The organism is Nostoc sp. C052 (assembly GCF_013393905.1).
Lineage (GTDB): Bacteria > Cyanobacteriota > Cyanobacteriia > Cyanobacteriales > Nostocaceae > Nostoc.
The window spans coordinates 3,863,032-3,875,929 of record NZ_CP040272.1 but is presented as its reverse complement, the minus strand read 5'-3'; the positions used below and the strand labels follow the sequence as shown (position 1 = coordinate 3,875,929).

Annotated in this window: 10 protein-coding genes and 1 CRISPR repeat array; of the genes, 7 read left to right on the top strand and 3 right to left on the bottom strand. The window is 40.5% G+C overall.

Features of this window, described 5'->3' with window-relative positions:
• Window positions 1–158: 158 nt before the first annotated feature.
• The gene (locus FD723_RS15885; RefSeq protein ID WP_179066179.1) at window positions 159–1,196 is read right to left on the bottom strand and encodes an NADP(H)-dependent aldo-keto reductase; all 1,038 of its coding nucleotides are present in this window, start codon (window positions 1,194–1,196) and stop codon (window positions 159–161) included.
• Window positions 1,197–2,037: 841 nt separating this feature from the next.
• Here FD723_RS15885 and FD723_RS15880 point away from each other — a divergent pair.
• Complete coding sequence (locus FD723_RS15880) at window positions 2,038–2,628, top strand: peptidoglycan-binding domain-containing protein (RefSeq protein WP_179066178.1); 591 nt, start codon at window positions 2,038–2,040, stop codon at window positions 2,626–2,628.
• A 233-nt stretch (window positions 2,629–2,861) separates the two neighbouring features.
• On the opposite strand, the gene wecB is transcribed toward FD723_RS15880, so the two are convergent.
• Together wecB and FD723_RS15870 are read right to left on the bottom strand one after the other, a co-directional pair.
• Complete coding sequence (wecB, locus tag FD723_RS15875) at window positions 2,862–3,992, bottom strand: non-hydrolyzing UDP-N-acetylglucosamine 2-epimerase (protein ID WP_179066177.1); 1,131 nt, start codon at window positions 3,990–3,992, stop codon at window positions 2,862–2,864.
• A gap of 495 nt (window positions 3,993–4,487) precedes the next feature.
• Window positions 4,488–4,859 (bottom strand): hypothetical protein, encoded by a 372-nt coding sequence (locus tag FD723_RS15870; RefSeq protein WP_179066176.1) that lies wholly within the window; start codon window positions 4,857–4,859, stop codon window positions 4,488–4,490.
• 729 nt (window positions 4,860–5,588) lie between these two features.
• On the opposite strand from FD723_RS15870, the gene FD723_RS15865 reads away from it, so the two are divergent.
• From FD723_RS15865 to aroF, 6 genes are all read left to right on the top strand, one after another.
• On the top strand, window positions 5,589–6,860 hold the full coding sequence (locus FD723_RS15865; protein ID WP_179066175.1) for a type IV pilus twitching motility protein PilT: 1,272 nt from the start codon (window positions 5,589–5,591) through the stop codon (window positions 6,858–6,860).
• A gap of 184 nt (window positions 6,861–7,044) precedes the next feature.
• Complete coding sequence (locus tag FD723_RS15860; protein WP_179066174.1) at window positions 7,045–7,812, top strand: circadian clock KaiB family protein; 768 nt, start codon at window positions 7,045–7,047, stop codon at window positions 7,810–7,812.
• Between the two features lie 252 nt (window positions 7,813–8,064).
• Window positions 8,065–10,116: a CRISPR direct-repeat array (repeat unit 37 nt; unit sequence ATTGCAATCAACTAAAATCCCTATTAGGGATTGAAAC).
• Between the two features lie 10 nt (window positions 10,117–10,126).
• Window positions 10,127–10,438: a hypothetical protein gene (locus FD723_RS15855; RefSeq protein ID WP_179066173.1), complete on the top strand. Its 312-nt coding sequence runs from the start codon at window positions 10,127–10,129 to the stop codon at window positions 10,436–10,438.
• Between the two features lie 211 nt (window positions 10,439–10,649).
• Entirely contained in the window at window positions 10,650–10,919 is a 270-nt protein-coding gene (gene rpsO / locus FD723_RS15850) for a 30S ribosomal protein S15 (RefSeq protein WP_094343580.1), read from the top strand.
• An 11-nt stretch (window positions 10,920–10,930) separates the two neighbouring features.
• On the top strand, window positions 10,931–11,401 hold the full coding sequence (locus tag FD723_RS15845; protein WP_179066172.1) for a PAM68 family protein: 471 nt from the start codon (window positions 10,931–10,933) through the stop codon (window positions 11,399–11,401).
• Window positions 11,402–11,683: 282 nt separating this feature from the next.
• The gene (gene aroF / locus FD723_RS15840) at window positions 11,684–12,742 is read left to right on the top strand and encodes a 3-deoxy-7-phosphoheptulonate synthase (protein WP_179066171.1); all 1,059 of its coding nucleotides are present in this window, start codon (window positions 11,684–11,686) and stop codon (window positions 12,740–12,742) included.
• Window positions 12,743–12,898 lie beyond the last annotated feature (156 nt).

Sequence of the window (12,898 nt, the reverse complement as noted above, 5' to 3'; positions counted from 1 at the left end):
AAACTGGAAATTGATTAATGAGAGCCAGAGGCTCTAGGAAGGCGTTACCAGGCTCCAGCCTGGTAACGAGGGAAATTACTCAGGCTTGCGCCGTTTATAAGTTAGTTCAGTAACTCACCACTCATTACTCATTACTCATTACTCATTACTCACCACTCCTATGGTGCTGGATTTGGCGACTGAGCATGAACTATATCCAACTCTTCCAAAATGTCTTTGTTGAGAACTACATCCACACTTTCCAGATTCTCTTTGAGTTGTTCTAGTGTCGTAGCACCAATAATTGTGCTAGGCACAAACCAACGACTCCGCACGAATGCCAAAGCTAGATGTGCTGGACTGAGTTGATAGCGCTTGGCAATTTCCACATAAGCTTCTACTGCTTGACTGACTTTTGGTTTCAAATAGCGCTGACCAAAATTTTCAAACAATGTGACTCTTGCTTTCTCTGGTTTGCCATTTAGGTATTTGCCAGTCAAGTAGCCAAATGCTAAAGGACTATAAGCTAGTAAGCCAATTTCTTCGTGATAAACTGCTTCTGCTAAGGCTCCATCAAATACTCGATTTAGCAAGTTGTAAGCATTTTGAATCGAAACAACTTTGGGCAATCCTAATTGTTTAGCGGCGTTACTAAATTGGGCGACTCCCCAAGGCGTTTCATTACTCAAACCAAGATAGCGAATTTTCCCTGCTTTAATTACATCGGCAAAAACTGCTAGCTGTTCAGGGATGGGAACTGTTGTTTCCACCTGAGTCGGATCGAATACCGTTTGCCCAAATCTTGGCACATAGCGATCGGGCCAATGAATTTGGTACAGATCGATATAGTCGGTCTGTAATCTTTTTAGACTATCATCTACAGCTTGTTTGATATTATCACGATCAATTGCTTTGGCTCCACCACGTACCCATTTAAAGCCTCGTCCAGGACCAGCAATTTTAGTAGCTATAATAAGTTGCTCTCTTTGTTGACGTTTTAACCATTCCCCGATGTAAGTTTCAGTTAAGCCATAAGTTTCAGCACTTGTTGGCACAGGGTACATCTCTGCCGCATCAATAAAATTGACTCCTTGGGCAATAGAATAATCTAGCTGCTCGTGGGCTTCTTCGATAGTATTTTGCTGTCCATAAGTCATTGTGCCCAGACAAATTTCGGAAACCTTTAAGTCACTTTTGCCAAGTTGGTTATACTTCATATTCTTGTATTAGTCTTAGGTCAGAAACGCGGTTTTTAGATAATCTATCACACAAGCTTGACTCTAAAATATTTTCCTGTTTAATATAATTTTGATGCAGTAAATTCTCTATTTTTTATAATTGCTTGTAAAACTCATCGATAACATTTGTCCGCTAAAAAATAGACGATATTTTCTGGAATTGAAATACTGTAAAGTTTGCATTACACTCATTTTGAGTCGATGTTCATCATAGAGCTTTCGTCATACAACTCTTTTGTCTCAAAACTACAGTCGTCTGGCAATAAACCAATAAAAAAACTATCAGCAAAATCTTTATGTGCTAATACTACGTTAAATTGATACACAGCAAGTATTTAATGGACGCAGTGAACCGCCAGATAAGTAATCTAGCTTGGAGTGATAAAAAATCTGAAATTGTAGTAAAAAATACTTGCTTTTATTGAGTTTTTGTGAGTTCGACTTTTTCAGCCTAAGCATATACTCCGATAAATGGACTGATTTACCGTAGTATACCAAAAAGTCTTCAGATTCTTCTAAAATTAAAACTTAATAAATATTGAAAAATATTGAAAAAGGATATGAGGCCTCGGCAGGCGATCGTATACAAGCCGAGAGACTTAGACTAGTTAGCTTCTTTGTGAGTTTATTTGGACTCAAACAAGTCATTACTCCTTAATCATTAGTACTAATGACCAATGACCAGTTTTATTTTTTCTTAATTTTGCTACCAAAAAAACCTTTTAAAAGAACAGTGATATAAAATATACTAAGAATAAATACAGAGAACAGCCAAGTAGTTCTCTGCGAGTACTCATTTTTTCATATAAAGGAGCGAATTATGGAATATCTTGCTTATTCCCACATGTTTATTGCTCAAGAAGAGGCATCTGGAAACCCTAAGTATAATCTCCCTAAACCTCAATTCAATTGGAAAAAACTACTAAAATCTTCGGCTTGGTTAGCTTTAGCTGGTGTTGGTGTATTACTTGGTGCTGTCAGCCAAATTCAAATGAGTTCGGCTGCTTATGTAAAAACTAACGGCAGTTGTTTACGTATCCGTACAGGCCCAAGTACTAACTACTCTTATGTAGATTGTGTATCAAATGGGGCGACACTTCCAGAAATTGAAAGGTATGAAAACGGTTTTGCTAGGCTTTCTACGGGTAGATACGTTTTTGCCCGATGGATTGGTGATAAACCTAACAACCCTCCTGTGACTAAACCTGGTGGTGTTGGTGGTTCGGTGATTCTTACCCCTGGTTCTAAAGGTCAGCTGGTCAGAGATGTTCAAACAGCTTTAGGTAATCTCACAGTTGATGGAATTTATGGTCAAGAAACTGTTAGCCGAGTCCGAAGCTTTCAGCAAAGTAAAGGTCTACTGGTAGATGGTGTTGTGGGGCCTGAAACTCGATCTGCTCTGGGTATTTAGCCAGAAGCCACCTTTGAAAAATCTCTTTTCCAAGTTCTACCTGTTTTCTGGCGCGATCGAGAGAAATCATAAATCAGGAACTTAAATCAAAAATTCGCACTGTCTCGCCCGTCATCAGGCGGGCAAGATGACCTCATTACACAAGAACTGGTAAAAATGAAAAACCGGGATCAAAACCGATTTTATACACCCTACAAAACAGAAATTTTGCACTTTGTTTAATCTATAAGTTCCTAAGTTGATGTTTCTGATGAAATACCCAAGTAATTTTGCACAATCTGCAAAATGCGCTCTGCGGCATGACCATCCCCAAAGGGATTGATTGCATTTGCCATCGCTTCATAGGCATCTGAGTCACTGAGTAACTCGCTAGCAGCTGCAAAAATGTTTTCACTTGTAGTGCCTACAAGTTTTGCTGTACCAGCTGTCACAGCCTCCGGCCTTTCGGTGGTGTCTCTCAAAACCAGTACTGGTTTTCCCAAACTGGGGGCTTCTTCTTGCAAGCCACCAGAGTCAGTCAGCAAAAGATGCGATCGCCCAATTGCTGCTACCAATTCACCATAATCTAGAGGTTCTGTCAAGAAAATTCGGGGATGATTCCCTAAAAGTTCTTGCAATGGAACTCGCACTGTGGGATTGCGGTGCAATGGTAACAGCAAAGCTGTATCAGGAAACTTGTCTAAAATTTGTAAAAAGCCCTGAGCGATCGCTTCTAGAGGTTCTCCCCAATTCTCCCGGCGATGCACTGTTGCTAACAGAACTCGATATGATTCCCAGTCTAAACCTGGTACATTACAAACTACTTGGGTTGCTGCGACATTCAACAAGGCATCAATTACCGTGTTACCCGTCATGTGAATTTCACCCAAAACACCAGAACGGTGCAAATTTTCCACAGCCCAAGGAGTCGGCGCAAAGTGCAACTGAGTAATTTGAGAAATCAACCGCCGATTAGCTTCTTCTGGGTAAGGATTGAATATATCATCAGTCCTTAACCCTGCTTCTACATGACCAACAGGGATTTTTTGATAAAAAGCTGCCAAAGCTGCCGCAAAAGCCGTGGTAGTATCCCCCTGCACGATTACTAAATCTGGCTTTTCCACCTTAAATAATGCTTCTAACCCTTGTAAACTACGGCAAGTAATATCATTCAGAGATTGCTGAACCTGCATAATTTCCAAGTTATAATCTGACTTGATATTAAACAGTTGCATAACTTGCTCAACCATTTCCCGATGCTGTCCAGTTAAAATTACTTGCAACTCAAAACCTGAATACTTCTGGAAAACCTGAATCACCGGAGCTAGTTTGATCGCTTCTGGGCGAGTACCTAAGATAATGCAAACACGTTTTTGATTAGTCATTAGTTATTGGTCATCTGTAATTTGCCAATGGTTATAGTCAATGGTCTTTGCTCAATAGTCAAGAGTGGGCGGTCAATCATCACACAAACCATAAATATAAAATCATAAATCACACAAGATATAAAAAAACCCAGCTTCACCGGGCAAATGCACTGTTTATTGAAAGCGGCGGGAAACTCCATCAAGTGGGTGGAGAGGGATAGCTACCCCGCCGCTTTAGTCATTGGTCATTGGTCGTTGGTACTAATGAACATGAGTTCGACTGGTCATATCATGTCCACCTAAAAGACCTCTCCCTGGTTTTACTACGCAAAGTCTGTCCCTCTCCGACTCGGAGAGGGACAGACTTGAACTTTAGTTCAAGGCAGGGAGAGGTCTGTAGAACTCATGTTAATGACTAATGACCAATGACTATTTGACTATATTTTGATCTCACAAATGAAAAAACCCGGCTTAACCGGGCAGACGCACTGTTTGTCAATTCACTTGTAATAACTATTTAATCTCACAAGTTAGAGGGCAAGCAGCGTAAACAGTAGTCTGCGTTTGGTCTGCCTCTCCATGCAGCCAGCTTAACCATTTAACTTCACTAGGATGAACTCCTTTAGCAGTTAGCACACCCGCAGCCAATACAACTGCCATGACATTAAACATGATTAAAGCACCAGCTACCAGCAAAACCGCACTAACAGGCATCACCGATTGCAAGATAATCGACAACAGACATCCGACCGTAGCCATAAAGACAACTAGTGGAAAACCCACAACCAACAAGCATACTGCTAATGTAAAAGTCCATATTAAAAAGCTTTTAATCATCAACAAGGAGTAGGTCTTTCCTAGATTAGAGCTTTGAGCAGAAACCATGACTTTTCCTCCCAAAATACAGAACATATTTTAATTTCAGTCATATCTCGCTTTTTGCGAGTAAAACTGAATTCTTTCAGTGAAATTCAGTATATAAAAACTAATGGGAAAAATGAGCATTTGTTTACTAAAGTTTACAGTTAATTTTTTGTAATTATGGATATAAGCTCAAATTTCTATCTATTAAAAAAACTTGTTTACTACATCTATCTTGAGATATATAACCTAAAAGGTGTAAGCTTTTAGCCTTGATCCCCACGATATAGATTCGATTCAACTTAACATTTCTTATAAAAATTAGCAGTGGTTCTCATAATTCCTATATGGGCTGAATAAATGATCTGTCAGTAGTTGTGCTGTTAATTGCTGGCAATTCGTTTCCATACCTGAAATAAATTTCTCATCTAAATCCTAATAAAATTTACTTCAAAAACAAAGTATTAAAAAATACTTCTAAATCAATGTATATTTGCTGAGGTGTTTTGAGTCCTTACGTGTGTTAAACCAGGTTAGATAAGTTAAATAATTTATCTAAATTTTCTGAGTAGTGAAATCTCAGAAAAAAAAGATACCAATTGAGGTGGATTAAATGGATTGACCGTGGTTCTAGAGTTTCAATCGTCTTACATCACTGCTAAAGCTTGCAGACAAGCATTTTTCAAAAGTCATCAAAGCAAGTGACTTGACTTCTCGTTAATTCAACTTTTTAACTGCCAAATGTGAAGATATATGACAGAATCACAGTCTCCATTAACTACTAACTCTGCTCCTGGACGTAACCTACCACCAATGCCGCCGCCACCACCGCCAACCCCAACCGTTAGTACGCCGCGGCAGATGACACAAACACTAGATATGTCAAGTAACCCGCCTGTTGCAGGTCATCGTCCGGGTAGTCCACCACCAATACCAACTTCAGTTCGCCCTCAGAACAGTAATGCAGGGCCAACTTTAGAGAAGTTAATTAGGGAAGCTTACGACCAGGGATATTCTGACCTTCACTTAGGAGTAGGTGAAGTACCACGCTTCCGCAGCCGAGGAGAAATTCAATCAATGGATTATCCCGAAACAGATAAAGCAGCTTTTATGAATTGGTTGCGGGAGGTGATGAGTGAGGCGGAAATTCAGCGATTTGAAGAACATTTAGAATTTGACGGAGCAACTCAATATGACTTTGCTCGCGTGCGGATTAATGTTTTTGGTACTCTTAGAGGGCCTGCAATGGTGTTGCGGTTAATTCCGCTGAAAATCTTAACTATGGAACAGTTGAGATTACCTCCAGTTTTTCGGGATATTTGTCATCACCACAAAGGTCTCATTTTGGTAACTGGGCCCACTGGTTCTGGTAAGTCCACCACAATGGCAGCGATGGTTGACTACATCAATAAAGAGATGGCCAAGCATATCATTACCATTGAAGACCCGATAGAATTTATCCATCAAAGCCGCAAGTCTTTAGTCAAACAGCGCGAAGTGGGAATGCATACCCGGAAATTTGACAACGCTTTGAAAGCAGCTTTGCGGGAAGATCCAGATTTGATTCTGGTGGGGGAAATGCGGGATAAGGAAACAGTCAACACCGCCCTAAAAGCCGCTCAAACAGGTCACTTGGTCATGGGAACCCTGCACACTAATAGCGCTGTCAAAACCATTGAGCGGATTCTTAACCTCTACTCTGGTGATGAGCAAGATGCAATGCGGGTGGCAATTTCTGAGTCTTTAGTGGCTGTAATTGCTCAAGGTTTGTGTCGCACAACTGACGGTAAGCGGGCTGCTTTCCATGATGTGCTGATTAATACTGAGGCTATTAAAGAATGGATCAAAGATGGTAAGTATGATGAAATTGGCGAGTTGATGAAACAAGCCAGCTTTGACGGGATGATTACGATGAATCAGTCATTACTCAATCTCTATCAAGACGGTCGCATCACTGAAGAAACTGCTTTAGAAATGTCGCCAACTCCTAACGAAATGGCGCAGTTTCTCCGAGGTCGGGTTTAGGATTGGGGATTGGGGAATTCAATTTTAGATTTTGGATTGATGATTTTAGATTGAAATTTAATCCAAAATCTAAAATCTAAAATCATTACTCCCTAATTCCAAATATCTTTGTAATCCTGGTTGCGGTTATCGCTAAGGTAAAAGGTAAAAGAGAGAATTTTTTACTTTTAGCTTCCTAACCTCTGTGAATAACTTGACGACAAATAAACTATCTACACCCCAGTTGTTTAAAGGCATTGCCCTATTTACACCTGGAGGAGATTTAATTTACTGCATCGACCCTAGCAAGCAGGGTCGATGGCATTTGCATTTGTGTTCGGCTTTGCAAGAAATTCTAGATTTGCCAGAGCCGCCGCATTTTTTAGTGCCTTGTTATACTGCAACTATTGACAACTGGTTAGATCCGCGAACTCAACAAGTGCGAACTTTTGCTGAAGCTTATCCGGCTGTAATTAGACATCAAGCTTTGCTTAATGCCATTTTTGGCACAGGGGAGTTAGTATGGCAAGCAGCTCCTTGGCAAGAGGGGTTGTGCGATCGCATGGTGTTAACAACTTATCGTTCCTCATTCCCGCAGCTTTGGGAAGATCACGATTTAATTGTTCGCCTAGACCTTTCTGAACCTGTGCCAAAATACCACCAACCAGTTATAGTCCAAAAAAAAGAAGCGATCGCACAAGGCTATGTTCTCCGCTTGTTTGTCGCCGGACATAGCAGTACTACTGAACGCATCCTTCAGAATTTACATGAATTATTAGAGCGATCGCTCGGACATCCTTATACTCTAAAGGTGATTGATGTTTTAAGTCATCCAGAACAAGCGGAACTCAATCAAGTTTCTGCAACTCCTACCCTTGTCAAAGTTTGGCCTCACCCAATTCGGCGAATTGTTGGAGAGTTGGATCATGTAGAAAAGATTTTACAAATGCTAGCTGCTAAGGAAACATTTTAAATAATCGACTAATTTTCTTGCCAAATGCGCGAATGGGTAGGTGTTGGAGAAGGGGTAACAACAAAAATGGCTAGCTCGTCGTATATACAAGGATTTCAGGGCTATATCATCTTTAAACTATCCGCGCACCTTATATAGACTGACTTTCAGCTATTTACATCTAGCACAATTACCACTCCTTATGTTATGATTTTCGCATTCGCGCTATTGAACCTTGAAAACCAAATAACACAGAGCTTTCAGACGCCAGCCATTGCAATCAACTAAAATCCCTATTAGGGATTGAAACATTGCAAATTTTGTGTTTGCATAATCAGGATAGAATTGCAATCAACTAAAATCCCTATTAGGGATTGAAACATACTTTCCACTAGCTTTTAATTTTGCTGACATATTGCAATCAACTAAAATCCCTATTAGGGATTGAAACCCTTCTTCTAATGCTGAATAAGCTCCAGTACCATTATTGCAATCAACTAAAATCCCTATTAGGGATTGAAACATATTACTACTACCAGTAGAGATCAATACATTAAATTGCAATCAACTAAAATCCCTATTAGGGATTGAAACTCAAAGCAATGTATGGCAACCATGCCGACTTTAGATTGCAATCAACTAAAATCCCTATTAGGGATTGAAACACAAGAAAATGTGGCTTAACCCAGATGGCTCATTCATTGCAATCAACTAAAATCCCTATTAGGGATTGAAACTTCTATATCTTGCTGGAATTCCTCAATCGAACTAAATTGCAATCAACTAAAATCCCTATTAGGGATTGAAACTTGGAATGAAAAGCCCTCTTGCTCAAGCAAAGTATTGCAATCAACTAAAATCCCTATTAGGGATTGAAACAGCAAAAGAGGTAGGGCTAGAATCTAAGCTTAACTTCATTGCAATCAACTAAAATCCCTATTAGGGATTGAAACAGGCGAATAGCCCTCCTTCTCTAATGCTCCAGCAGATTGCAATCAACTAAAATCCCTATTAGGGATTGAAACTACTGATCGGCAAGGGGACTTGATTAAAATCTGGGAATTGCAATCAACTAAAATCCCTATTAGGGATTGAAACCCGTCAAGAGTCGGCACTCAATGGAACTGATTTAAATTGCAATCAACTAAAATCCCTATTAGGGATTGAAACTTGAGTATCTGTTCTCTCTCGTTAGCACTGAAAGATTGCAATCAACTAAAATCCCTATTAGGGATTGAAACAAATGCAAAGATTACAGCACCCGGTATAAAACCTATTGCAATCAACTAAAATCCCTATTAGGGATTGAAACATTGGGATCGCCCCCACCAGGCCCAGTAATTTCCATTGCAATCAACTAAAATCCCTATTAGGGATTGAAACTTGCAAAGCAGCTTGCTGACTTGGATCTAGCGTTACAATTGCAATCAACTAAAATCCCTATTAGGGATTGAAACGGAATTTTCAGGGGTTGAGCATAATGAAGAATATTATTGCAATCAACTAAAATCCCTATTAGGGATTGAAACGTTGTAAATTGGGTACATTGAGAAAAAACGCCAAATTGCAATCAACTAAAATCCCTATTAGGGATTGAAACGTCGCCTGAGAGACTGATTCTCTTCTCTCAGGCATTGCAATCAACTAAAATCCCTATTAGGGATTGAAACAGTCTCTCCAGAAGCAGTAGAGTTGCTGGAGGAGAAAGATTGCAATCAACTAAAATCCCTATTAGGGATTGAAACTTGTCCTTTTTTCAGTCCAAGACGGTTCTTAATTATTGCAATCAACTAAAATCCCTATTAGGGATTGAAACATCTGAAAATTACTGCGAGGTAATCTGCCAAAGAATTGCAATCAACTAAAATCCCTATTAGGGATTGAAACAATAAATCACCGTTGCCACCTACAAAGATGAACGTGTGATTGCAATCAACTAAAATCCCTATTAGGGATTGAAACAGGTATTGGTAAGCCATCAATTATTACAGCTTACAAATTGCAATCAACTAAAATCCCTATTAGGGATTGAAACTTCGATTTGGGTGATTTTACCAAGAGCTACAGAAATTGCAATCAACTAAAATCCCTATTAGGGATTGAAACTTTGAGCGATTAAAAGCTTTCTGCTCATTTCTTAATTGCAATCAACTAAAATCCCTATTAGGGATTGAAACATTTCGTCCGAAAACTGAACTGTTGGAATGGCTGGAAGAGATTGCAATCAACTAAAATCCCTATTAGGGATTGAAACCAATAACAACAACTGCAAACAAGAGAAATAAAGTATTTCAATCAACTAAAATCCCTATTAGGGTCTAATCCTATTTTAATTATGGCTAGTATTCACGCACCTATCCATCTTCAAATTTACGAACGCGAAGGAACGCGCTGGTTTTTTCACGGTGGCAATATTTTTTATAACCCTTGTGGAGTACCGACTGATCTAAATTCGATCCTGCAAAGGAATGGGTTAACGAGAATAAAAGTCGTAGTTGAACTATTTCGCGTCAATGGCGGCAAACCCGGTTTTTACTTGGCTGATATTCAGGAAAAAAAATACTTCTACTGTGGACAAAAATGGGAAGATGTTAAAGCCAAACTGCGATCGCTCCGTATTGGACGAGATAATCCAATGGAGCATTAATATTTTCTACCCACTTTATCGATTGCTGCTTGCAAAGATACAGATTGCAATCAACAGTAGAGATTGAAACAAAGTATCATAGGGATTTGACTTAATTGAGTATAAAAAAATACAAATCATAGCAACATAGTCATTTCACATCCAGCTTGAGGGCTGTGATATTATGGGAGACTGCTACATACATTTAGAAAAACTAGAAACTGAATCGATCATGGCCCTCACGCAACTGCGGAAACAAGAAATAATTTCCACCTACCAAGTTCACGAAACCGACACTGGCTCGGCCGATGTCCAAGTTGCCATGCTCACTGAGCGCATTAACCGCCTCAGCGAACATCTCCAGGCAAATAAAAAAGACCATTCTTCCCGTCGAGGATTGTTGAAGCTAATTGGTCAACGCAAGCGTCTTCTAGCTTATATATCGCAGGAAAGCCGGGAAAAGTATCAAGCTTTGATTGCTCGTCTGGGTATTCGTGGATAGGACTACCGCTTATGTCTGCTGAAGAATCTGAACGCAGTCGCTTGCCCTTTGAACCAAACAAAAAGCGCCAAAAACCCGCAAAAACTCAAAGTAAACCAGCAGCACAGCCACAAGAATCTGCCAAACAGGCTGAGAAAAAAGCGCGTTACACCAAACAAGAGATGGCAATTCCCCAAGTAGTCAGCCAGCGCATGATTCGACGGGTTGCTGGGTTCTGTGGTGTACCAACAGCTTTGGGTATTAGCGCTCTGGTAGTCAGCTATCTGCTTGCTATCTACTCCGACATCAAACTACCTCCCATCGCCGTGTTATTGGTGAATATGGGGTTATTTGGTTTGGGGGTCTTAGGGATAACTTATGGCGTTCTCTCTGCCTCTTGGGATGAAGAAAAAGTCGGGAGTTTGCTGGGTTTTGGTGAATTCAACACCAATTGGGGACGAATGGTGGAAGCTTGGCGCGAAACTCGGCAAAAAAACTCATAAACGAACGGCGCTCAGGAATTAAATAACGGCGGTATTGGGTAAATGAGAAAGTGAATGTTGAAGTTGAAATTTTATAACTTCAACATTGCTAATTAAAATTATAGAATCTTTTTTATACCCCATATTAAGTTATTCAGTAGTGAAACTACTGACTGAGCGCCACACTTTATTGACTTATTTTGTAAACAAATTTTATTTTTAACTACTCGTAATTAGCCAATAGGCAACAATAAAGTTATCCCATTTACAGAAAATTTTACTCAATTAATTAGGAACTTTAACATGATTATAGTAATGAAAAGTGGTTCCCCAGAGGCGGAAATAAACCGCATTGATGAGGAACTAACTAGCTGGGGGCTAACTCCAGAAAAAATTGTTGGTCAACACAAAGTAGTTATTGGTCTAGTAGGCGAAACCGCCAACTTAGATCCACTACAAGTTCAGGAAGTTAGCCCCTGGATTGAGCAGGTGTTGCGGGTTGAGCAACCTTACAAACGAGCCAGCCGCCAGTACCGCCACGGTGAAGCTTCGGAAGTAGTGGTTAATACTCCCAATGGAGCGGTAGTATTTGGCGAACATCAGCCTTTGGTAGTTGTGGCTGGCCCCTGCTCAGTAGAAAATGAAGAAATGATCGTGGAGACAGCGCGGCGCGTCAAGGCTGCTGGAGCCTTATTTTTGCGCGGAGGGGCATACAAACCCCGGACTTCACCTTACGCCTTCCAAGGACACGGCGAGAGTGCTTTGGATTTGTTGGCAAAGGCGCGGGAAGTCAGCGGACTAGGTATTATTACAGAAGTGATGGATGCTGCTGATCTGGATAAAATAGCAGAAGTAGCTGACGTGATTCAGGTGGGGGCAAGGAATATGCAGAATTTCTCCTTGCTCAAAAAAGTGGGAGCGCAGCCGAAACCAGTTCTTTTGAAGCGGGGAATGGCAGCTACTATTGAAGATTGGTTGATGGCGGCTGAGTATGTTTTGGCATCTGGTAATCCCAATGTAATTTTGTGCGAACGGGGAATACGCACCTTTGACCGGCAGTATACGCGAAATACACTGGATTTATCAGTAGTGCCAGTGTTGCGAAAGCTCACCCACCTGCCAATTATGATTGACCCTAGTCACGGCGTAGGCTGGTCTGAGTTTGTGCCTTCAATGGCAATGGCTGCGATCGCAGCTGGTACAGATTCTCTGATGATAGAGGTTCACCCCAACCCTGCCAAAGCTTTATCTGACGGGCCCCAATCTCTGACACCAGACCGTTTCGATAACTTGATGCAAGAATTAGCAGTCATTGGCAAGGCTGTGGGACGTTGGCAGCAACCAGCAGTCGCTCTGGCTTAAAATTCACTTGCAACCTCTTGATATAGCAATTTTGAATCATCTGTAAGAAAAAAGATCCCCGACTTCTTCAAGAAGTTGGGGATCTTTCGGGTTGTCATTCTTACAAATCAAATAGGATTACTATAGGCATAAATAAACTAAAGTTTGTAAGGGACT